The sequence below is a fragment of the Thalassospira sp. CH_XMU1458 genome (genome assembly GCF_037027205.1).
In the GTDB taxonomy this organism is placed as follows: Bacteria; Pseudomonadota; Alphaproteobacteria; order Rhodospirillales; family Thalassospiraceae; genus Thalassospira; species Thalassospira tepidiphila.
Map to the genome: position 1 here is coordinate 215755 of NZ_JAYMDW010000004.1, position 22795 is coordinate 238549.

21 protein-coding genes and 3 tRNA genes are annotated in these 22795 nt (G+C 54.1%); 12 read left to right on the forward strand and 12 right to left on the reverse strand.

All coding sequences use genetic code 11. From position 1 onward, the window contains the following. Window positions 1-93: 93 nt before the first annotated feature. Window positions 94-909 (forward strand): hypothetical protein, encoded by an 816-nt coding sequence (locus WBY09_RS19670; RefSeq protein ID WP_336233663.1) that lies wholly within the window; start codon window positions 94-96, stop codon window positions 907-909. A gap of 103 nt (window positions 910-1012) precedes the next feature. Here the strand turns inward: WBY09_RS19670 and WBY09_RS19675 are convergent, their stop codons facing one another. The 10 genes from WBY09_RS19675 to WBY09_RS19720 form a co-directional block, all read right to left on the reverse strand. Next, complete coding sequence (locus WBY09_RS19675; protein ID WP_336233664.1) at window positions 1013-1927, reverse strand: hypothetical protein; 915 nt, start codon at window positions 1925-1927, stop codon at window positions 1013-1015. Window positions 1928-2132: 205 nt separating this feature from the next. Then, the gene (locus WBY09_RS19680; RefSeq protein ID WP_336233665.1) at window positions 2133-3569 is read right to left on the reverse strand and encodes a hypothetical protein; all 1437 of its coding nucleotides are present in this window, start codon (window positions 3567-3569) and stop codon (window positions 2133-2135) included. Beyond that, window positions 3566-5170 (reverse strand): GMC family oxidoreductase, encoded by a 1605-nt coding sequence (locus tag WBY09_RS19685; RefSeq protein ID WP_336233666.1) that lies wholly within the window; start codon window positions 5168-5170, stop codon window positions 3566-3568. Before WBY09_RS19685 ends, WBY09_RS19680 begins: the two co-directional genes overlap by 4 nt. Then, window positions 5170-5628, reverse strand: coding sequence for a hypothetical protein (locus WBY09_RS19690; RefSeq protein WP_336233667.1), 459 nt, complete (start codon window positions 5626-5628; stop codon window positions 5170-5172). The genes WBY09_RS19685 and WBY09_RS19690 overlap by 1 nt, the downstream gene beginning before the upstream one ends. Continuing rightward, window positions 5625-6320: a phytochelatin synthase family protein gene (locus WBY09_RS19695; protein WP_336233668.1), complete on the reverse strand. Its 696-nt coding sequence runs from the start codon at window positions 6318-6320 to the stop codon at window positions 5625-5627. The genes WBY09_RS19690 and WBY09_RS19695 overlap by 4 nt, the downstream gene beginning before the upstream one ends. After that, a complete protein-coding gene (locus tag WBY09_RS19700) occupies window positions 6320-6658 on the reverse strand; it encodes a c-type cytochrome (RefSeq protein ID WP_336233669.1) in 339 nt (112 codons plus the stop codon). Before WBY09_RS19700 ends, WBY09_RS19695 begins: the two co-directional genes overlap by 1 nt. Before the next feature lie 2 nt (window positions 6659-6660). Further along, complete coding sequence (locus WBY09_RS19705) at window positions 6661-8193, reverse strand: multicopper oxidase family protein (protein WP_336233670.1); 1533 nt, start codon at window positions 8191-8193, stop codon at window positions 6661-6663. A gap of 405 nt (window positions 8194-8598) precedes the next feature. Further along, on the reverse strand, window positions 8599-10170 hold the full coding sequence (locus WBY09_RS19710; RefSeq protein WP_210520323.1) for a SpoVR family protein: 1572 nt from the start codon (window positions 10168-10170) through the stop codon (window positions 8599-8601). After that, a complete protein-coding gene (locus WBY09_RS19715) occupies window positions 10167-11504 on the reverse strand; it encodes a YeaH/YhbH family protein (protein ID WP_008892112.1) in 1338 nt (445 codons plus the stop codon). Before WBY09_RS19715 ends, WBY09_RS19710 begins: the two co-directional genes overlap by 4 nt. Window positions 11505-11679: 175 nt before the next feature. Next, window positions 11680-13623, reverse strand: a complete 1944-nt coding sequence (locus tag WBY09_RS19720; RefSeq protein ID WP_336233671.1) for a PrkA family serine protein kinase — start codon at window positions 13621-13623, stop codon at window positions 11680-11682. A gap of 615 nt (window positions 13624-14238) precedes the next feature. Between WBY09_RS19720 and WBY09_RS19725 the strand changes: the two genes are divergently transcribed. From WBY09_RS19725 to WBY09_RS19760, 8 genes are all read left to right on the forward strand, one after another. Then, window positions 14239-14583: a rhodanese-like domain-containing protein gene (locus WBY09_RS19725; protein ID WP_336233672.1), complete on the forward strand. Its 345-nt coding sequence runs from the start codon at window positions 14239-14241 to the stop codon at window positions 14581-14583. 724 nt (window positions 14584-15307) lie between these two features. Beyond that, window positions 15308-15874 (forward strand): helix-turn-helix domain-containing protein, encoded by a 567-nt coding sequence (locus tag WBY09_RS19730; RefSeq protein ID WP_336233673.1) that lies wholly within the window; start codon window positions 15308-15310, stop codon window positions 15872-15874. 14 nt (window positions 15875-15888) lie between these two features. Next, window positions 15889-16443 carry a GNAT family N-acetyltransferase gene (locus WBY09_RS19735; protein ID WP_336233674.1) on the forward strand — a complete coding sequence of 185 codons (555 nt, stop codon included), beginning with the start codon at window positions 15889-15891 and terminating at the stop codon, window positions 16441-16443. Window positions 16444-16744: 301 nt separating this feature from the next. Beyond that, window positions 16745-17734, forward strand: coding sequence for a TRAP transporter substrate-binding protein (locus WBY09_RS19740; protein WP_063090173.1), 990 nt, complete (start codon window positions 16745-16747; stop codon window positions 17732-17734). 165 nt (window positions 17735-17899) lie between these two features. Then, entirely contained in the window at window positions 17900-18388 is a 489-nt protein-coding gene (locus WBY09_RS19745) for a TRAP transporter small permease (RefSeq protein WP_008892104.1), read from the forward strand. Continuing rightward, a complete protein-coding gene (locus WBY09_RS19750; RefSeq protein ID WP_008892103.1) occupies window positions 18385-19656 on the forward strand; it encodes a TRAP transporter large permease in 1272 nt (423 codons plus the stop codon). Before WBY09_RS19745 ends, WBY09_RS19750 begins: the two co-directional genes overlap by 4 nt. 6 nt (window positions 19657-19662) lie before the next feature. Then, complete coding sequence (locus tag WBY09_RS19755; RefSeq protein ID WP_336233675.1) at window positions 19663-20547, forward strand: isocitrate lyase/PEP mutase family protein; 885 nt, start codon at window positions 19663-19665, stop codon at window positions 20545-20547. A gap of 15 nt (window positions 20548-20562) precedes the next feature. Beyond that, window positions 20563-20970 carry a GFA family protein gene (locus WBY09_RS19760; RefSeq protein ID WP_286791017.1) on the forward strand — a complete coding sequence of 136 codons (408 nt, stop codon included), beginning with the start codon at window positions 20563-20565 and terminating at the stop codon, window positions 20968-20970. Window positions 20971-21031: 61 nt separating this feature from the next. On the opposite strand, the gene WBY09_RS19765 is transcribed toward WBY09_RS19760, so the two are convergent. Both WBY09_RS19765 and rlmB read right to left on the reverse strand, forming a co-directional pair. Beyond that, a tRNA-Thr gene (locus WBY09_RS19765) sits at window positions 21032-21108 on the reverse strand. A gap of 108 nt (window positions 21109-21216) precedes the next feature. Further along, window positions 21217-22089: a 23S rRNA (guanosine(2251)-2'-O)-methyltransferase RlmB gene (gene rlmB / locus WBY09_RS19770; RefSeq protein ID WP_008892100.1), complete on the reverse strand. Its 873-nt coding sequence runs from the start codon at window positions 22087-22089 to the stop codon at window positions 21217-21219. Between the two features lie 194 nt (window positions 22090-22283). Between rlmB and WBY09_RS19775 the strand changes: the two genes are divergently transcribed. From WBY09_RS19775 to WBY09_RS19785, 3 genes are all read left to right on the forward strand, one after another. Next, window positions 22284-22368, forward strand: a tRNA-Tyr gene (locus WBY09_RS19775). 36 nt (window positions 22369-22404) lie between these two features. Further along, window positions 22405-22478: transfer RNA gene (locus WBY09_RS19780), tRNA-Gly, on the forward strand. Between the two features lie 81 nt (window positions 22479-22559). Further along, on the forward strand, window positions 22560-22795 hold a 236-nt coding region (locus WBY09_RS19785; protein WP_336233676.1), incomplete at its 3' end, for a GTP-binding protein.

Consider the following 22795-nt stretch of genomic DNA (forward strand, 5'->3'; position numbering starts at 1 on the left):
AACAAGGGTAAGCTTCTGATACTTCGGGGAATAGTTGTAGGCGGAATGGTTTCATTTTTCAGATGTTTGTGCGGGTTGGTTGTCCTTCCCGTGATGCTGTTTCGGCCCGTTGCCGCCGAAACACTTACACTGCCCTTGCCGGCTGGTCGCGAAACGCATTTTGCGTTTGAGTCCGGTTTGCTTGAACTGGCACTGCAATACGCGCCCGGTGATCACAGCCTTGAAATTATTTCCCTGGAAGGTCTGTCGCAAAAGCGCATGTTCAACATGCTTGATGATGGTCAGGTCAATGTTCTCCTTGCCGGGTATAGCCGTGAAGCTGAGGCTGATTTGCTGCAAATCGATTATCCCCTGACCAGGGGGTTGCAAGGATATCGGCTATTCATCACCCGTGAGGACACATTTGAAGCACTTGATGACGTGGCAAGCCAGGATGACTTGAAAAGTGTCTGCATCGGGTCCGGGAGCTCCTGGGTTGATACCCTCATTCTCGAACATGCTGGTCTGTGTGTGGTTGGTGGGCCGGGGCACAATCTTTATACCATGCTTGAAAACGGACGGTTCGATGTCATGCACCTGGCACTTCATGAGCTCAGAACAAAGAGCGTCATGAACCTGATCAGTCAACATGGCCTGATGGTTTATCAGAACCTGCTGGTGCGCTATCCGTATGACTTCTATTTTTATGTTCGCCGCGACAGCAAACCCCTTCATGACCTGATCGAACAAGGCTTTCAGGCGGCGACAGAAAACGGCGCGATCGACAAATATTTTCAGGCACATCCCGGAATTGCCTATGCAACCCGGTTCCTGCAAGACCATCCAGATTTGCGGATCATTGATCTTGGTAACCCGGAAATGACAGAACATAACAGCGCCGACATTCACCGATACTGGCTGGAAAATTAAACCGATTAAGGATCATTGCCTGATCCAAATAAGATTATTCCGTTTTGAGAACGAAAAATCTGCATATGCAGTAAATCGGATATCGTGTTGATAAATATCGGATTTACATCTGATCCCGGGGTTCATAGCCATAGTCATCATCATACTTCCGCTGCACAATGTTTTCCCAGAGTGCCGGGTCAATGTCGCGTGACTTCTTACTCATATCTGGATTCTCAATCCGCAGAATATGTGTGTTCGGCGCTTGGAGCGTTTCAAGTGCATGGCGAAGATCCGGGTTGGACAAAAAATGGCGCATGAAATCGCCTGTGTGATAGGCGCGTAAAAGCCCTTGGGTCAAAATACGATGCAATCGCTCATTGTTGCGATTGACATAAATAAACAGATCAAACGGATAAGCCAGAACCGTCGATGTGCTGAGAACGACGTCAGGGTGCTGTTGGCGGATCGTATCGATTTCTCGGAAACCTTCGTGCACGGCGCGGCTTAAAAGATCAAATCTCTTATTGGCCAGCATCGCCCACAGTTGGTCACGTGGTGCGCGATCTACACAGAAACCGTTTTTTTCCATAATGCTGGCATCGGGCCAATCTGATCCGGTGCCGATGCAGAACTTTTTCAGTTGCTCAAGAGACTCAACCTTCTCCAGAGTCGGCAGATTGTCGGCCTGCGTCAAGAAAATGCGATATCCCAACAAACCGCGCGTCATCGGGAAGTCGACTTGTAAAAACTTTGTTTCCCTCTCAACGCTGTACCCGGTGAACATGACATCGACCTGTCCTTCAAGCATCATGGAACTGATGCGGGCCTGAGTCATGGTAGGAAATTCTTCGATCACAAGTCGGAAGTCGCCATCGGCATGCTCAAGGGCAAGCTCGATAACACCGAACTCGTATTTGAAAAACTCAACCGCACCGGTCGGGAAGGCCATGCGCACGATTTCTTCGCCCCTTGCGGGTGGGGCGGTAAATGAAAACATGACGGCAGATATCAGCAATACCCAAAAGCGGTTTTGCAATCTGTTGCTCCTAGAGCCCCCGGAGAAATAAGCATGGCGACCATCAATTGATATTGTGTCTTGCCGATGCCTTTGAAAGGGTCACGGGTGCCGGATTGCGAACAAACTCGGGCTTGGCTTCAATTAGCAAAGTTTTGTAATGGCTGAATTCCCGGCAAGTACGTTATCGGGCGTCACGCGTAGCAATGACGATGGAATCCCTGCGTCAGGCGGCAGAAGTTTTTTGTGTTTTCGGTGCAAGCCAGCGCCACGCCATGAGCGTGGTGGCCAACAACACAGCACTTACCTGCACGACAAAAACCATCTGATAGGCGGCTGTGACGCCAAGCCCCGCCAATTTTGAAATCTGGAACGTGATTTCAAGGATCTCGATCCCGACTTCTGTACCAAACATGATGACGAAGGCCGGGGCCAGGGTGATCAGCTTGTTACCATTGGCCGATGCGATCACAGCACTAACCACAATTGTCGTGGCAATCCCGATCCCGATGCTTGAAAGCATCTTGGTCCAATAGAACAGGGCGGCATCCGTTGCGGGGTAGGGGTAAAATATCGTCGCAACCGATGCAACGATCAGACACGGAATGGCAAGCAGCCAAAGTCGTTCGCGCCAGATCGGATTACGTGCAATCAGGGCCCCGGCGGCAAACACCATGATCACCTGGCTGGCCGCGCCAAGGGTCGCGCGATCATCAATCAATTCTGACGAGCACAGATGCCGCACAAGATATGCGGTGTCGTAAACACCGGTGGTCGGGATTTCGAGGATGAATAACACCACCAACAGGAAAATCGCATCAGACGGCAATTTGGTGTCGTGCGGCAGTGCCGATTTCACACTGAAATACAAAACGGCCGACAGAACCAGGAAAACCGACATCAGGCCAAGCCCTGTCAGGCTTTCCACGCCAAGGAAGCTGTTGGCGGTTGTCCATGCTTCAAAAATGATGACAACCGAAAGAAACAGACCGATCAGTTTCCAGTTCGGCGCCTGTTTTGTGCCGCTATTGCCAGTGGTTGTTGACGCGGCAGCCCCATCGGCGGTGCCCATCACCATCGGCATGATCAACAAGAAAAGCAAAGGCATCACGGCCAGGATCAGGAAGTAATTCCCGGTGCCGACATCAAAGGCGACATATTTAACCAGTTGTGGCGCAATCAGAAACGCCATCGGCTGGGCGGCGGTCCACACCGTCGTCAGCATCGATTTTTCGCGATCCGTCTTGGCCTGGCTAATCGCAAGCTGTGCCAGCGGGGCAAAGAACGAAATCGCAAAGCCACCCATGCAGAAACTGGCCAGAACGATGATCTCGCGCACGGAAAGAGCCGGGTCCCAGTGCATGGTCAGCCCGACAGCGGCATAGCTGGCACTGGCAAGGATGGCGGTGGCAAGGCAGACCTTGCGCGCCGTGTGACTGTTGATCACAAAGGGCGCGATGGCGAGTGCCATGACAGCACCGCCAATCAGGACTTCAATCAGGATATCGGTGCGTTCGACCGAGATGTTCAGGAAGCTTGCAAATTCACCCTGGGAGACGGAAACGGTCATGGTTGCGACAGACCGCATTCCGTTGCCGAGAAGAACGAACAGGGCAAGAAGCCCTGTTTCGATCAGGATCAGTTGTTTGAGTGGTGTATTCATTTGGTCAATGCATCGGCCATATGATCAGCCGCACGGATCGCCAGTGCGGCAATGGTCAAGGACGGGGCATTGACCGGTGTTGTTACATGCGAACTTGATCCCAGAATATAAAGATTGCTGTGATCATGCGCGACAAGATCCGCGTTCACGACCGATGTTTTCGGGTCCGAGCCCATGATGGTGGTTCCACCAATAATCGCATTCGACAGATACGGTTTATCGGTTTGCATGTCTGCCACACCAAGGTTGGCAAAGATCTTGCGATTGACCTCAAGCGCATTTGCCAACCCCTTTTTTGTGTAGTCATCAAGGGTAAAGGTCACCTTCGGGCGCGGAATGCCCGAGCTGTCCTTTTCATCGGCAAGCTCGACCCGGTTGTTCCAGTTCGCCAAAACCTCGGCCGAGCTGTTTAACCGCAGATGCCGGGAAATCTGATCATTGATGGCATTGGCCAGTTCCTGACCAACCATGCCCTTTTTAATCAGATCCTTCGCCAGATTGGTCGCATCGGAATTCCCCGACCAGCCGTCATTCATGAAGCTGGTGCCCACGGCTGCATAATCGGATCGGAATTCACCGTCGCGCAGTTCCACCAGACCACCGGTCTGCTGTGGGCCGCGATAAGGGAAGATTTGCTCATCAAGCATGCCCCAGCTGTCCTGGTTGGCCTGTGTCAAAAGATTACGTCCGACGGCATCGGAACTGTTGGCAACACCCTTGGGGGCATTGTCCTGTACCGAGTTCAAAAGTAGACGCGGGTTTTCAATCGCATGGCAGCAAACGGCAAAGTACCTCCCCGTTACCCAGAATTCCGACCCGTCCGGTTTGCGGACCCTCACACGGCTGATCTTTTGATCATCACCGACCTCGACAAAGGTGACCAATGCTTCGGTCTCAACCCGGACACCAAGGTCCTCGGCCTTTTGGGCGTGAACCGATGCGTCATATTTCGCGCCAATCGGGCAGATCGGCACACAGGTATTGTTGCCGCAACAAACCGGGCGCTTGTCGTAAATCTCGGAATTGCGGGCATGGGAAAACGGGGCTGAATGCAGACCCAGTTTATCCAGTGCCTCGGTAACCTTCTGATCCATATAGCTCATCGGGATCGGTGGCATCTGATAGGGGGCGCCATCGCGCGGGGCGCCCCACGGATAATTCGGATCCCCCGCAACACCCCAGCGTTTTTCAGCTTCGATGTAATAGGGAACCAGCAGGTCGTAATTGATCGGCCAATCGCGTGATACGCCATAGGTCGACTTCATGGTAAAGTCATGCGGACGCAACCGGTCGGCAAAGCCGGTCCAGTGCCAGGTCGTGCCGCCAAACAAACGCAGATACGCACCGATAAACTGATCGGGTCCGCCCTGAACGTAGAAGTCGTTATACTTCCCGTCTTCGGGATGCGGGGCATAGGGCTCTGACGGATAAGGCGACTGTGGTCCCTTGACCGGGTTCTCATAGAAAGTCTTCAGGTTCTCGGCCCGGGAGCGTTTCGGCCCTGCTTCGAGCATGATGACATCAATGCCCTTTTGCACAAGGCTATAGGCCAGATGCGATCCGGCCATGCCCGATCCGATAATGACAACGGTTGCTTCCATCACATATCCCCCGTGACCGGATGGTGGGCCCAATGACCAAAGGCCGGGCCGCCACATGTGCCGGGTGCTGTGGCAAAGGTCAGGGATTTCCAACCAAGGCACCAGGGATAATAGATCGCCTTATAGGCACCATCGCGCATCACTTCGCCGGTATAAAGCAGACGGGCAACGAAGGCGGCCTGTTCCTGAATTGCCGGGCTGGCTTGTTTGATGCGTTCGGCAATCGCACCGGTACGCAGCGCATAAACGAATTCACGCTGGGCCGCCGCACCGTAAGTCGCAAGGAACTCGTCATTGGCGGCATCAAGAAGATGATCCGAAATATCGGGAATGCCGCCAATCTGACGCACAATGTCATAGAACACCGCATTGCTGCCCAGTGCCTGTGCACGGGTGGCAGCGGGGGCCAGTGGCAATAATGAGATTGACCCTAAAAGGGCGCGTCGTGAAATCTTCATTTGCTTACCACGACAAGGCCGCGTGCCTTGTTCGATCCGCTATCAATCGTTGCCATGGCGGTGCGCAGGTCTTCGATGGTCATCCAGACCGGCGGGTATTTGTATTTGGCAACATCAAGAACGAGTACGCGGTCGGTATCCTCGTCATAGGCGGCGATCGGCGAAACATGCCCGCCACCGACCTGACCGATCGGCTTGCGCGAATAGTTCGCCACCAGTCGCATGTTCGGGTCGGCAAGTGCAGCCTTGATGGTGTCGCGCAGCCATGCTTCATCAAAGTTATTGGCGTGGTGGTATTTGGCCTTCACGCCCAGATTTTCAAAGAAGGTGGCAATCTGGCTCAGGATCAGGCCGTCATGCTCCACCATGGCATAGGATTTGACCTTCTGGTTTTCCGGGGTGAACACCGTTTCCTGGGTAAACAGGCCCCACGGATACAGGCGATAGGGCTGCGGGCGTTCGACACCCAGGCTGTTCATGGTCGCGGCAATACTGGCCGGGCCACAGAACGTCAGGATGTGTTCGCTTTCAAGATAGCTCGCCAGTTCGAAATAGGGGCCGGTAAATTCGGCATCCATGAAAATCTCGGTGCCCTTGTCATCGGTCAGATAAATCAACTCATCTGCCGATGCGTGCATCATCGGGGCGGCCATCATCAGACCGGCAATTGCAGGAAGCATAAGACGTTTCATTATTGTGTTCCTCCGAACCAGGTGGCGATGGCTTTGATGTCCGCATCGCTCAGGTCTTTGACGATTTCATGCATGACAAGCGCCTGACCACCGGTGCGGCGACCTTCCTGATAGGCGCGAATGGCGTTTTCAAGATAAAGCGGCTGTTGACCCAACAAGATCGGAACATCCTTAAGGGCCGGGTTGCCATTGGTGCCGTGACACGAAAGGCACTGCGAAGCCGCGGTTGGCATCGCATCGGGTTTGGCATCAGCGGCCTTGGCATCTGTCACGGAAAAGGCGGACCATGCGATCATGATGGCCGCGGTGAAGCTGGCGGTGTGTGCAAAGGATCGCATCATCATACCTCGATATTGACGTTGATCATCATGCCGGTGTCTTCGTGCGGCAGGATGTGGCAATGCATAACGTAGCGGCCGGTAAAATCGACAAAGCGGGTGCGGAATGTCACGGTTCCCGCCGCCGGAACGGCAATGGTGTCCATCCAGGGTTTGCGTGTATCCGGTTCACCATTGATCGAGACGACCTGAAACGGGTTCACGTGGATATGCAATGGATGGGGGAAGGGTGTGGTGTTGATCAGCGTCCATTCCTCGACCGCGCCCAGCTTGGCGACAACGTCATCACGCCTTGGATCAAATCCCTGACCGTTGATGGTAAATTCGGTGTCGTCAAAGAAGCCTGACACATCCTTCACACCCAGAACGAACTTGCGCCGGTTGGTGACTTCATCATCGGTGATGTCGGTCAGAATCTCGTTCTTGGGCAAATCACCCGTCGGAATTGATTTGCCGAATTTGACATCCTTGCCAACGCGCGGATCATCGGATGCAATCACGATGATATCGGCAAGATGTTCTTCGGGCAGGCTTGCCTTGCCCTGCATGAAGGCCGGGCGGCGCAGCGCATAGGTGCCGGTTTTAACACCCTTGATCAAAAGGTTCGCGCGGTTGCCCGGTGCCAACAGGAATTCTTCGGTTTGTTCGGCCTTGGGCAGCGGATTGCCATCCAGACCAATCAGATGCATTTCCATGCCATCTGCGCGCAACGGGATGAACTGCGCATCGCCCGCGTTCAGCAATCGCCAATGCTGAACTTCGCCCTCGCGGATATAGATTTTCGGACGGTATTGACCATTCACAAGGAAGTCGCGTTCGGCATCCAGCGGCCAGATCGGCTTTTCACTTTCCAGCAATCCGTCAATGCCCGGGATTGGTGCCTGAAGCACAAGAACGCGTTCAAGTGCAGCAGCGATTTCAGGGACTTCGTCAAGCGTGCCGCCGATGATCGCCATGCCCGCCGCACCCGATGCGACCTGTGCCGAAACCGATCCGTGGCGGTGCGGGTGATACCAGTAATTACCCGCCGGGTGATCAACCGGCAACTTCACGACATAGTTAAAGCTCTGCCCCGGTTCGATCTGTAAATAGACGTTATCGCTGTTGCCGCGCGGGCTGACATGGAAGCCGTGATAATGGACGTTGGTGGTGTTAAACCGGTTGGGCACATTCGTGACTACGTCCTCGCCGGCATCCTTGTTGGGCGGCATGCGGTTTTCAAACGCCAGTTCCAATGTGTCACCGGGCTTCATGCGAATGGTCGGACCGGGAATGGATGCGTTGAAAATGCGAAGCTTGGCAGGTCCGCTTGGCAGCGAATAGTCGCTGGCATCCATAAAGAAATCGGCTTTCAAGCGCCCATCAACCGAATGGATTTCCATCGGGTTGGGCAAATCGTCTGTAATGCCGATGGGGGATTGGCTTGCGATTGTTTCCATCGCATTCGATGGCGAAACAAGCCAGGGCATTGGCGCAATGCCTGCAGCAATGGTCGCTGCAGCCGACCCTTTCAAGAGTCCGCGACGCGTGATCATAATGTGGTCTCCCTCAACGTGCCGGAATGCGGTCCTCCGGCGCGGCAGATGCTCAGTATTATTCTTGTACCCCATTAGGGTGGGGCTGATTACATCGGAAAGATAAAAGCTTGGCCGCCAAAGCGATGTGCCAACCGTCACAGACGCCTGATTTGGAACGATTATTCTTTCAAACTCCCGTAACGCTATTGTACCGCAATTGACCGATCTATCAATTCGGAGTTGCTCGATAATGCATGACGGTTCGATGAAGACGGAAGTCCAGGCGGAGGGAATAACAGGCAACCTAATGAAATCATTATCCATCGCCTGATCGGTCCGGCTATTTCCAAACACGAAATAAAAAATCCGCACCCATTTCAGGCGCGGATTTCAAAGGTTTTGTTTTGTGTCGGAAGGTCGTGGCTAGTTGCCGACAAGATCATCCGGAGTGTAATTCACCTCATGCAGGATTTCGCCGCTTTCATAGTCGACGGCCTGCAAGGTAACGCCATAGCCCCACAGCTGCCCGATATAGCCCAGCGTCATTTCCGCTTCCGACTTTTCAAGGCGGATGCCTTCATGCTCGGTATGCTGGATGTAAAGCTGGCGGTTGCCACGGATATCGACATCAACCACCTGCATGTCGGGCTCACGAACAGAAATGTCATGCATGCGCGCCAAGGACCGGCGCACCTTGCGATAACCATTGTCGTCATGGATGGCGGCAACTTCGAGGTGCGGCGATGAACTGAGATCATCAATCATGAACATCCGCATGTCGCGCATCACCTTGGGCGACAGGAATTGCAGGATAAAGCTTTCATCCCGGTAATGCGCCCACGCTTCCTTAAGGGTCTCGACCGGTTCATTGTTCCCGGCAATATCGGGGAACCATTTATGGTCTTCCTCGGTCGGATCAACACAGATGCGGTGGATGTCCTGCATCATCGCAAAGCCAAGGGCATAGGGGTTGAAACCAGAATAGCGTTGGTCGTCATATTCGGCCTGAAACACGACGCGCGAATGGTAGTCGATGAACTCCATCATAGCACCCTCGGAAATCAGGCCCTTGTCATACAGACTATTCATGATGGCGTAATGCACATAGCACGCGCAGCCTTCATTCATCATCTTGGTCTGTTTCTGCGGATAGAAATACTGCCCGATATTGCGCACGATGCGCAAAATCTCACGCTCCCACGCTTGCAAGGTCGGGGCATTCTTTTCGAGGAAATAAAGCAGGTTTTCTTCCGGCAAGCCGAACTGTGCACGGCGTTCCTCGACCCGCATCTTGCGTTTAAGCTCGTCCATGTCCTGATCGCCCTGATCAGGCTGGGGCAGGGTGCGCCACAGATCGTTGTATGTCTCGTCTTCGTATTTGGCGCGTTCACGTTCACGCTTTAGCTCGGCCGCCAAGTTGGGTTTTTCCGGTCGGGAATAGCGGTTCACCCCCTGATCCATCAGGGCGTGCGCCGCATCCAGAATACGTTCAACCGCGTCAAAGCCGTATCGGTCTTCGCACTTGGCGATATAGCTTTTGGCAAATTGCAGATAATCCAGAATGCCGTCGGCATCCGTCCATTGCTTGAACAGATAGTTGTTCTTGAAGAAATGGTTATGGCCAAACGCCGCATGGGCGATCACCAGCGCCTGCATCACGATGGTGTTTTCTTCCATCACATAGGAAATGCACGGGTTGGAATTAATCACGATCTCATAGGCCAGCCCCTGATAGCCCTTGCGATACATGACATCATCGCGCACGAAGCGTTTGCCAAACGACCAGTGGTGATACATCAACGGCATGCCGATCGATGAATAGGCATCCAGCATCTGCTCGGACGTGATCACCTCGACCTGATTGGGATAGACATCAAGCTTAAGCTCATTAAGCGCGATATCCTCAATCGCGTCATAGGTCGCTTTCAACGTCTCGAAATCCCAGTCGGCACTGGTGAAAAGCAATTTGTCTGCGGATTTGGTCTTGGAGCTCATCGGCCTGCCTCCGCACGGTTTTTGGCAAACAGTTCCCTAAATACCGGGAAGATGTCGGCTGCCTTGGTTACCCGTTTAAGCGCAAAGCGCGGATTGTCTCTGGCAAGCGGGGCGTAGGATTTCCAAAGGGCGGTTTCACCCTCGGCGGCGGCAAAAATCTCGGCCTCGCGCTCGTCAGTGATTTCGATATAGGCGTAATACTGGCACTTGGGCAAAAGGTCCTGGGCCAGAAGGGCGGTGCATTTCGCCCCGTCATTGGAATAGTTATCGCCATCGGATGCCTGCGCGGCATAGATGTTCCACTGATCAGTGGGATAACGATCCACCAGTACCTTTTTCATTTCCTCGAGTGCTGTGGAAACAATCGTGCCGCCGGTTTCGCGCGAATAGAAAAAGGTTTCTTCATCAACTTCGGCCGCGCGCGATGTATGGCGGATAAACACCACCTCGACATGTTCGTATTTGCGATGCAGGAACAGGTGAAGCAACATGAAGAACCGCTTGGCCAGTTCCTTCATCTGTTCGGACATCGATCCCGATACATCCATCAAACAGAACATTACGGCCTGTGTGTTGGGATCGGGGATCTGTTGAAACTGGTTAAACCGCGTATCAATCGGATCAATGAACGGGATCGCCTTCATCCGCCGTTTGGCTTCTTCAAGATCAGCCAGCAGGGTATGAAGCGTATCCTCGTCAGTTTTGGTCAGCTTGCCATTCGGGCGTTTTTCCGCCTTGGCCTGAAGGGCGGAGATCTTTTCTTCAAGTTCGCGGACCTCGGCCGTTTTCGGGCGACGCAGCCCGATGCGCCGGGCCAGCGAATTGCGCATGGTGCGCACAAGGCTAAGGTTTGATGGTGTGCCTTCAACCGAAAAGCCCGCGCGCGCATTTCGAAACGCGGTGGTCTGCTTCAGGCTTTTTTTTAAAAGGTCCGGCAGTTCAAGGTCTTCAAAGAAAATATCAAGGAATTCATCACGGGTCAGGGTGAACTGGAATTCATCTTCACCCTCGCCATCGGGGCTGGCTTGTGATCCGCCAGAACCACTATCGCCGCCTTGCGGGCGGGCAATGCGATCACCCTGAACGAATTTCTTGTTGCCGGGCAGGACATAATTGCGGTTGCCGCCACGTCCCATGTGGTGAAAGCCCGGCTCCTTCAGTGTTTTGCCGGGAATGGTGATCTGGTCGCCGCTGGAGATATCGGTAATGCCACGCGACCGGATGGTGCTTTCAACCGCCTTTTTGATCTGGGCCTTTGCGCGACGCATGAAACGTTGCCGGTTGCCAAGGCTTTTGCCGGTCGGGTTCTTGCGGCGGTCAACGATATAAAGCATGGGCAGTCACATCCTTGCACGGTTCAAAAGCGCTTTGTGCAGGTCGCTTGCGCCTTGAAGTTCCGCAGGATGTGACCCGGATAAAACGGGCCGTGGCCACATCCTGCGGCGAAGAGGTAACCGGGCGGACAAGGGACAAAGCCGCCCGGTTGGGCCGGGAAAGACAGGGGGGAGCTTAACCGGCCTTATTGACGCGCATGTACCATTCGACCAGACGACGCGTCTGGCGTTCTGTATATTTGCGATCGATCATGCGTTTGACGAACTCGTTGTGTTTCTTCTCGGTCTCGCTGTCTTTCTTCGAGCCGAACGAAATCACCGGCAGCAGGTCCTCGACCTGGCTGAACATGCGTTTCTCGATCACATCGCGCAGTTTCTCATAGGACGTCCAGGACGGGTTCTTGCCCTTGTTATTGGCACGTGCACGCAGGGCGAACTTGACGACCTCGTTACGGAAATCCTTGGGATTGGCGATGCCCGCCGGCTTTTCGATTTTCGACAGTTCCTGATCAATGATCTTGCGATCAAGAAGCTGACCGGTATCGGGATCCTTGAAGTCCTGATCTTCAATCCAGGCATCGGCATAGGCGACATAACGATCAAACAGGTTCTGACCGTAATCGGAATAGCTTTCCAGATACGCCTTCTGGATTTCTGCCCCGATAAACTCGGCATAGCGCGGGGCCAGTTCGGACTTGATGAAGTCCATATAGGCCTTTTCGCGTTCTTCCGGGTACTGTTCGCGCCGGATCGCCTGTTCAAGGACATACATCAGATGCACCGGATCAGCCGCGACCTCGTGCGTGTCGTGGTTAAAGGTTTCTGACAGCACCTTGAAGGCAAAGCGGGTTGAAATGCCATCCATGCCTTCATCAACACCGGCGGTATCGCGGTATTCCTGCATGGATTTTGCCTTGGGATCGACATCCTTCAATGTCTCACCGTCATAGACCCGCATCTTGGAATAGAGGTTGGAGTTCTCATGTTCCTGCAGACGCGACAGCACGGAAAACTGCGCCAGCATTTTAAGTGTGCCCGGCGCACAGGATCCATGTTCAAGCTCTGATCCCTGCAACAGCTTGTCGTAAATCATGGTTTCTTCAGTGACGCGCAGGCAATAGGGCACCTTGATCACTGAAATACGGTCAATGAAGGCTTCGTTGTTTTTGTTGGCTTTGAATGTCTGCCACTCTGCCTCGTTCGAGTGGGCAAGGATCAACCCCTGGAACGGAATGGCGCCCAGGTTTTCCGTGCCGATATAGTTGCTTTCCTGTGTGGCGGTCAGCAACGGGTGCAGCATCTTGATCGGCGCCTTGAACATCTCGACGAATTCAAGAATGCCCTGGTTGGCGCGGTTCAGGCCACCGGAATAGCTATAGGCATCCGGGTCGTTCTGGCTGAAATATTCAAGCTTGCGGATATCGACCTTACCAACAAGCGACGAGATATCCTGGTTGTTCTCATCACCCGGTTCGGTCTTGGCTATCGCAATTTGGCGCAGGCGTGACGGGATCAGTTTAACGACCGAAAACTTGGAGAGGTCCCCGCCAAACTCATCAAGGCGCTTGACCGCCCATGGTGACATAAGGCCCGTCAGGCGGCGTTTGGGAATGCCGTATTTGTCCTCGATCGCATCGCCCATCTTGGCTGGGTTAAACAGGCCAAGGGGGCTTTCGAAAACCGGGCTGATTTCATCGCCGGCCTTCAGAACGTAAATCGGTTCACGTTCCATCAGCTCTTTCAGCCGTTCGGCAAGGGAACTTTTACCCCCTCCAACCGGGCCGAGAAGATAAAGAACCTGTTTGCGTTCTTCCAAACCCTGGGCGGCATATTTGAAGAAACCGACAATGCGCTCGATGGTTTCTTCCATGCCAAAGAAATCTTCAAAGGCGGGATAACGTTTGATGGTTCGGTTCAGGAAAATGCGGCCAAGTCGGGAGTCTGTCGAGGTGTCGATCAGTTCCGGCTCGCCAATCGCTTTGATCATGCGTTCAGCGGCAGAGGCATAGGCGCTTGGGTCTTCGCGACACAAATTGAGGTAGTCGCGGATGGTCAGTTCAGTTTCCTGCTTTCCGTCATAGCCTTCCGCATACAGCTCGAAGATATCCTTCTCAGCCATGGCGCGGTCTCCTTTCAAACGTTATCGCACTGTCAAACTTACGTTTCCTGTCTCAATCCTGTTTTTGCGCAATTTTTGCGTTTTGCTTTTGCACGGATGGGGCGAACCCGATCCTGATCTGGTGGCGTCGGCAGGTCTCCTGTGAAGGGACTCCGCCAGACGGTCATGAATTAACAAATGGCGTTCGCGGTTAATCTCTGGCGGATCTTGCCAAACGTGTGAAAATTCGATTGTGCAGTTGCGGCGTCAGCGCCGTAGTGCAGTCTTGATCAGACTCTTTTTGGGTCCCGTTGCGGCGACCAACAAACCGACCATCAATGTGTCGGGGCAGGCTTCTGTCGAATGAATTTCAAAGTGACCTTTGAGCCTGCCGAGGCAATTTGCCCTGTTCTTCAGACGTGGGAATAACGAACTGATTTCGCAAGACGATACTTCTGTCGAACATCGTAAAATCGTGTGTTCATGTTCACATGTAAGTGACCGCTCGTCCAGCTTTGATGCCGCTTTCATTCCCACAGCCTTGCACAAAAATATTTTGCATTTGCAAAATCCGCAAGCCGACAGCTATCACAGGTGGGCAGGATCGGGCCGCAAAAGCCACCAAAGGACTTAATAATGAGCGACGAAACCGTACAGTTTATCGAACCGCATGAACTTGATCGACTGATCGGCGAAGAAGCTGTCACCATTATTGATGTCCGCGAAGCCGAGGAATTTGCAACCGGCCATATTGAAACCGCGATCAATATCCCGACCTCGAACTTCGATATTCCGGCCCTGGTCGATCTGACCGATGAAAGCGATACCGACCTGGTCTTTGTCTGTGCCGTCGGTCAGCGTTCCTTTGGGGCGGCCAATGCTGTTCTGCCCCATGTGGATTGCTCCGTCAGTAACCTTAAAGGCGGCATTCAAAGCTGGACCCGTGCCGGTTTTGATCTTGAAGGTGCAGACGAAACCTGAGCTATTTTGTGGATAATGACTGGATGAAAGTTTCACCGTCCTTCCTCTTGAAGTCAGACAATGAAAGTTAAATATGAGTTTGGAAGGCTAGTATGCCGTTTTTTTGTTAGCTGGCCTTGCGTTTGGAACAAATTCCAGACAACTTCTGTGGTATGAGGGGCAGTACAAGAAGCGGTCACTGCGGTAACAGTGACCGCTAGAACAAGTGGTTTTATGGCTTGTAGAAAACAGCGACGACTGCGTGTAGAAGGCGAATTGTCGCTGTTATCAACTCAAGTGCTGCTCCTCTGCTGCTCCTTTGTGAAGAAGGGTCGCTTGTCCCTTTTGGTGAGCCTCTTTGATTTTTGGTCATCAGTCTCTCCTTCTTTCTTTTGTTGGGGGATAAGGTTTGGCAGGTGAAAAGGTTCTAATCTTTAATTGAGAAGCCAATTCTCCCTGTTATTCAGACGTGGGAATAAGGAACCAATTTCGCAAGACGATGTTTACGCATAGTGCGATGAAGTTGCGTCGGTGTTGATATAGAAAAATAGCCAAAAAATGTTGATTTTCCGACCCTTCGTGGAGGTTTTGGTTTTTGAAATGTTTTTTCTATGGTGCTTTAATGTGTCACAGGTACTGTCTTTAGACTCTACTCTAAACAAGTCGTAATCGTCTTAGTTGCCGGACTAACAAGGACACTATTTTTTTGTTTTAGAATTCCCATATATGGGATATTTTCCCTAAAATGATGAATAGTGGATATCAAATTGAAACCCGGCTGGCCCATCGCTTGGCCGCCTTGCGCGCAGAACGCGGCTGGTCGCTCGATGAACTCGCACAGAAAAGCGCGGTCAGTCGCGCTAGCCTGTCGCGGATCGAAAAGGGCGAGGTCAGCCCAACCGCTAATGTGCTGGGAAAGCTGTGCGTTGCTTTTGGCGTCACCCTGTCACGCCTGATGCAAATGGTCGAAGACGATTTTGCACCACTTGTCGCGCGTGCCGATCAGGAAGTCTGGACCGATCCCGATACTGGTTATCAAAGACGGCTGGTCTCCCCGACATCCAAACAATTATCGGGCGAGGTGATCGAAGTCGAAATCGGCCCGAACCAGCGCATTGAATATGACGGATCCCCGCGTGACGGGCTTGAACATCATCTGGTGATGCTGTCTGGCGCGCTTTCGATGGACGTCGATGGCCAAACCCATCACCTCAAGGCGGGTGATTGCCTGCGCTATCAATTGCGCGGTGGCAACGTGTTTCAAACACCCCGCGATCAGGGCGCGAAATATCACCTGTTTATCATCGACTAAGCGAAAGAACCGTTATGCCATCGACGCCGCACACCGCCCCCGATCTCGACATCATTACCCTTGATGCTGATGCGGTTACAGAACGCCTCGATCAGTTCGCCGATATGCTGCACGCCTGTGTGCATGACGGGGCCAGCATCGGCTTTATCGAACCCTTCCCGGTCAGCGAGGCCGCGGCCTTCTGGCGCGATAAAACCATCCCGGCACTTAAGGGTGGAAAGCGGGTCCTGTTTGCTGCCCTTGATCAGGATCGTGTGGTTGGCACTGTCCAGCTTGATTATGACACCATGCCCAATCAGGCCCATCGAGGCGATATCAGCAAACTGATGGTGCGCCCCGATTGTCGCAGGCGCGGCATTGCCCGGCTGTTGATGCAGGCGGCCGAAAACCGCGCGCGTGAACTTGGGCGAACCTTGCTGACGCTTGATACCCGAACCGGCGACAGGGCCGAGATTCTTTATACCTCGCTCGGGTTTGAGACCACCGGCGTCATCCCGGACTTTGCCCGTGATCCGGACTCCGAAAAACTCAGCGGCACCACTGTGATGTATAAGCGCATTATCAGATAGTGTTTTGAAACGGCTTGCGATTCCCGGTTTTGTATTCAGAACGATCATTCTGGCATGCCAGACGAGACGCATGGATATTTCCATCGCAAATTATTTCAATACCGCAGTGCCGTTATCAAGGCTGCGATTGTCGTCTGTATGTCTTCGGCTTGCTGAGTTCTGGTGCTGTGTGCGCCGCACTGTGAACCGCCCGGTCAGGGTTTCGCCGTAGTCAAAACATGTTGAACACCGCCGAAAAATCGGCGCATCCTTGCCGTCCTGAATAAAGAAACAGAATAAAAGTTCTCGGAGGACGTCCATCATGAAAAAATTTGCCCTTGCTGCCGCACTGATGGCAGCCGTCGGATTTTCCGGCACCGTTCAGGCCGCAGACCTGACATTGCGTATTTCCCTGCAATTGCCGATGAAAAGCCACCTCGGTCAGAACCTTCTGATGTTCAAGAACGAGGTCGAGGAAAAATCAAACGGCGATATCGAAGTCCAGATCTACGATTCAGCCCAACTTTATAAGGACAAGGAAGTTCCTGCGGCGGTTGGATCAGGTGCGATTGAAATGGGTGTTGCGTCATTGACCCGTTATGTCGGTGACGTCCCGGCGGTTGATATCTTCTATCAGCCGTTCCTGCTCGACACCGAAGAAAAGGTTCGTAAGGCCGTTTCCCCGGATTCCCCGGTACGTGCGCCGCTTGATGAAGCCATTGCTGAAACCGGTTCGACGGTTCTGTGGTGGCAGGCTTACGGCGGGTCGATTATGCTGTCGAACGGTGGCCCGATCAAAGGCCCGGACGGTCTGAAAGGCCAGAAAGTCCGCGTGTTCTCGAAAACCCAGGGTGATTTCATCTCCGCTGCCGGTGGTGCACCGACCCTGATTTCAGGGTCCGAGCAGTATATCGCCTATCAGCGTGGCACGGTTGATGTTGGCATGACCGGCATGTCGGGTGTGAAATCCCGTCAGCTTTGGGAAGTCATGGACACCGTCACCACCACCAACGATGCCGATATCGAATTCATCGTGGTTGTGAATACCGACTTCTGGAACGGCCTGACCGATGCGCAGCGTGACATCATTTCAACCGCGGCCATCAATGCCGAGAACGATGTGCGTGATCGTATGTCGACAATCGAGGCAGAAGCATTTGCCGAAGCCAAAGCCAACGGCATGACCATTTACACCCCGACGGCGGAAGAAATGGCTGCATGGCGCGAAGCTGCCAAACCGGTTTACGAGGCATTCCTTGCCAATACCGGTGATCTTGGCAAGCAGGTCTTCGAGGCCGCCCAGAAGTTCTAAGGATTTGACGCCACCGGTCGGGTGCCATGCGCCATGCGCTGCATGATTGCCCGTGGACGCCGACCGGGGCGTAATTTGATTTGTTGTCATCACCGCGCATATTCGGGCCAATGCCCATACTGTGTGGTGATGACGCCCCGTTTTCCAACATGCACTGTTTAAATCATGTTTGATCGATTGACGCTTATTCTTGCGTGGGTCGCGGCCATCCTGTTTGTGCTTGCTGGCTGCATGCTGACCTACGAAGTGCTGGCACGGTATTTCTTTGTGCGCCCGACCATCTGGGCGGCCGAGCTTTCCCAACTGTGTCTGATCTGGGGATCGCTTTTGGGGATGCCCTGGGCACTGGCCGCACGCCGCCATATTTCGGTGGATGCCATCACCCGTCTTCTCGCGCCCAAGGTCCAGCGGCTTGTCGAAATCATTGCCATGGCCTGCATTCTGGCCTTTTCGGTGATGGTGACGATCAAGGGCTGGGAAATCTTTTATGAAAGCTTTGAGCGTGGCCGCACCAGCGGCACCATGCTTGATCTTCCGGCATGGGTTGCTGAACTGCCGGTCGCCATCGGCTTTGCGCTGCTTGCCATTCAGGCAGTGATCGAGATTATCGGGCTTGCACGCGGCAAGGATATTCCGAAAGGGGCGCACGAATGACCATCGTCCTGACCCTTGCTGCGATGTTCGCATTGCTTCTGATGCGTGTGCCCGTTGCCTTCGCGCTCGGCGGGCTCGGCCTTGCCATGCTGATCCTTGGTGGTTTTTCGCCCTTGATGGCACCGCAGGCGGTTTTGTCCACGCTTGATGGTTTTATCCTGCTGGCCGTACCGCTGTTCCTTTTGATGTCAAACATCCTGCTGCGTGCCGGTGTCGGCAATGACCTGTTTGCCGCTGTCAGTGCCTGGGTCGGCCATTGGCCGGGCGGTCTTGCGGTGGCGACCATCCTGTCTTGTGGCGTGTTTGCCGCCATTTCCGGCTCCTCGGTTGCGACGGCGGCGACCATCGGCACCGTTGCCATCCCGGAAATGATCAATCGTGGCTATAACAAGCGGTTTGTTTATGGATTGTTGGCCGCGGGCGGAACCCTTGGCATTCTGATCCCGCCATCGATCCCGATGATCATTTATGGCTTTGTCACCGAAGAATCGGTGATCTCGCTGTTTCTGGCGGGGATCGGACCGGGCATAGCACTTCTGGTGTTCTTTATCATCTTTTCGATGATTTATGCCCGCATGGGCGGGCAGGAACTTGAACCGAAAAAAGACTGGGCCGAACGCAAACGTGCCACCATCCGCGCACTTCCCTCGGTTGTTCTGGCCGTGCTGATTATATCGGGCATCTATTCCGGGGCCTTCACCCCGACCGAGGCAGCGGCCATCGGCTTTGCCGCAGCCCTGATCATCACCGGCCCGATCATGCGGGTCCTGACATGGGATGCGCTGAAAAAGGCGGTGTTCGATTCCATGGCAACCACGGTTGCGATCATTCTGATCATTGCCGGGGCCAAGGTCTTTGGCAAGGCGATCACGCTTTATCGCATCCCGCAGGACATCTCGGTGATGATCACCCAAGGGGTCGATACCGAACTTGGCTTCATCCTGATTGTCACAGCGGTTCTGCTGGTAATGGGTTTGGTGTTCGAAGCGCTTTCGATGGTGCTGATCATGACGCCAGTTCTGTTGCCAGCGGCCCTTGCCCTTGGATTCGATCCGATCTGGTTTGGTGTTTATATGGTGATCATGGTCGAATGTGCCCTGATTACACCACCCGTCGGACTTAACCTTTATGTGATCCAGTCGGTGGCAAAGGCCAGACTGGGCGAGGTTGCCCGGGGTGTTGCACCTTTCCTGCTGCTGATGTTTGCTTGTGCCGCCCTTTTGTATGTTTGGCACGATCTCGCCCTTTATATTCCCTTCAAGCTGTAAAGACCGATGAGTAACGTAAAATCACCTGCCGATACCCTGCGCGCACTGCTTGCCACCGGTGATCTGATCACGATGCCCTGCTGCTTTGATGCGCTTTCTGCCAAGCTGATCGAACAGGAAGGATTCGGTCTGACCTTTATGTCAGGCTTTGCGACCTCTGCTGCACGGATTGGCGAACCTGATCTGGGCCTGATGTCCTATGGCGAGGTCCTTGATCAGGCGCGCAACATCACCGATGCGGTATCGATCCCCGTGATCGGCGACGGTGATACCGGCTATGGCAATGCGATGAATGTCAGGCGCACTGTCACAGGCTTTGCCAAGGCAGGCTGTGCGGCCGTCATGATCGAAGATCAGCTGGCACCCAAACGTTGTGGCCATACCAAGGGCAAGGAAGTCGTCGGCCGGGATGAGGCGTTTGATCGCATCAAGGCCGCCGTCGATGCCCGTGAAGCCGGGGCGGATATCCTGATCCTGGCGCGCACAGATGCCCGTCATCAACATGGCCTGACCGAGGCGATTGACCGTGCCGCGAAGTTCAAGGAACTCGGTGCCGACATCCTGTTTGTTGAGGCCCCGAAATCCGTCGATGAAATGCGCACCCTCTGTGCCGAACTTCCCGGCCCCAAGATGGCCAATATCGTTGAAGGTGGCGAAACCCCGGACCTGTCGCCCGAAGAACTCAAACAGATCGGCTATCAGATCGCGGCCTATCCACTTTCGCTGATGGCGGCCGCCATGAAGGCGATGGTCGAATGCCTGCAAACCATGAAGGTCGGCCAACCGAGGGATGACAAACTGATGAGCTGGGCGGACCTGCGCCAACGCATCGGCTTTGATGACTATTACGACGTTTCGGAACGTTACACATCGTCCAGACGCGACGGCTAGGGCAGGGGAATGGTCATGGCTGATAAACATCACGGCGGCTGTCTGTGTGGGGCTGTGCGCTACGAAATCACGGGTGACTTTGACGCGTTCTTTCTGTGCCACTGCAAATATTGCCAAAAGGACACCGGCTCGGCCCATGCGGCCAATCTGTTTTCAGGCAAGGCAACGCTGTTTTGGATCGACGGCCAGGATCACATCCAGTCCTACACCGTGCCCGAAACGCGCCATCAAAAGGCGTTTTGCAAAAACTGCGGCTCGGCCGTTCCCTACACGCAGATGGATGGCAAGCTGGTGGTCGTCCCGGCAGGCAGCCTAGAAACGCCTGTCTCGATACGCCCGAACGCCCATATCATGATGGGCAGCAAGGCGAGCTGGGATGACGGGCTTGATGAAATCGTGCGCCTTGAAGGCCCGCCCAGATAGCATTTCGATGTAACGCCAAAAGAAAACCCCGCAGCCGATGGCTTGCGGGGTTTTCTTTGAGTGGTGCCGGCAGAGAGACTCGAACTCCCAACCTTCTGATTACAAATCAGCTGCTCTACCAATTATAGCTATGCCGGCGTGAGCGGCGCGAACATAATCCGGGCCGCTGATGATTGCAAGAGTTTGAAGCACGGAAATTTACATCCCGTGAAAACGCCTCAAACGCCCATGCTGGCGCGCTGTTGCCTACTTGCGATACAGCTCGTAAAGCGCGACGGCGGCTGCGTTTGAAACATTAAGGCTTTCGATGCGATCCGACATCGGAAGCTTGACCAGGAAGTCGCAGCTTTCGCGCGTCAGACGGCGCAGCCCTTCACCCTCTGATCCCATCACAATACCCACACGGCCATGAAGTTTGGCTTCGGCCAATGTCTGTTCGGCATAGCCATCCATACCCGCCAGCCAGAAATGCGCGCCCTTAAGCTTATCGAGCGTCTGGTTCAAGTTCCCGGCATGGATATAGGGAACTGTTTCAAGCGCACCGCTGGCCGATTTGGCAAGCACGCCGGTTTCAGGCGGGGCATGACGGTCGGGCACGATAACCGCTGATGCGCCAAATGCCGCCGCACTGCGCAGGATCGCGCCAACGTTATGCGGGTCGGTCACCTGATCAAGGATCAGAACCGTGCATTGTTCAGAATCGCGGTGATCGGCAATCAGTTCTTCGACGGAAAGCTGGGGCAGGGGGGCGCAATGCATGGCCATGCCCTGATGCACGGTGCCGGGCGGCAGCATTTCATCAAGGTCGGTGCGTCCGGCCGAATCTACCGCGATGTCATCGCGCTCGGCGTCGGCAAGGGCAGCCATGACTTCATCACGGGTGTTTTCGGTGGCCCAGATTTTGTGAATCGTGCGCTGCGGATTGGCAATTGCCATCATCACCGGGTGACGCCCAAATAGAATCAGGCGCGAATTGCCGCCCGATCCACCACCGTCACGGCCGCGTTTTCGTCCGCGGCGCGAATTGCCTTCACGGTTTTCATCGCCTTGCGGGAGGGCATCGGGCGCCCCGTCACCTTGATGACGATTTCCTGAACGGGATTTATTGCGACGCGACATATGGCGGAAACCTCCGGGCCGTAGGGGACTGAATGCAGTTTGCTTCGTTTGATCGGCGAAACTTGGCGAACATATAGGAAAGGAAATACGATTTCGTGCTTTTTTTGCTGTTGACAGGGTAGGTGCCTTCGCCGTATTCCCTCCCTCGCCGCAACGAGGCCGGGGTCAAACCCGGATGGCGTTACGACCCTGATGGAGGGGTGGCAGAGCGGTCAAATGCAGCGGACTGTAAATCCGCCGACTTAGTCTACGCAGGTTCGAATCCTGCCCCCTCCACCACTCTCTCGCCCTCGCGAGAGCTCGCAGCATAAATATGCGGGTGTAGCTCAATGGTAGAGCAGAAGCCTTCCAAGCTTACGACGAGGGTTCGATTCCCTTCACCCGCTCCAATATTCTTATGATGCAACCCGTCGGCTCGTGCGGTGGGTTACTACGTGTTTTTTTGGTTCGGATAATAGGATCTGAGGGCAATGGCCAAGGAAAAGTTTGAGCGTACAAAACCGCACGTTAACGTTGGCACCGTCGGCCACGTTGACCACGGTAAAACCACGCTGACCGCAGCAATCACCAAAGTTCTGGCAGAAGCCGGTGGCGCTTCGTTCCAGGACTACAACATGATCGACAAAGCGCCGGAAGAGAAAGCTCGTGGTATCACGATCTCGACCGCGCACGTTGAGTATGAGACCGAGAACCGTCACTACGCACA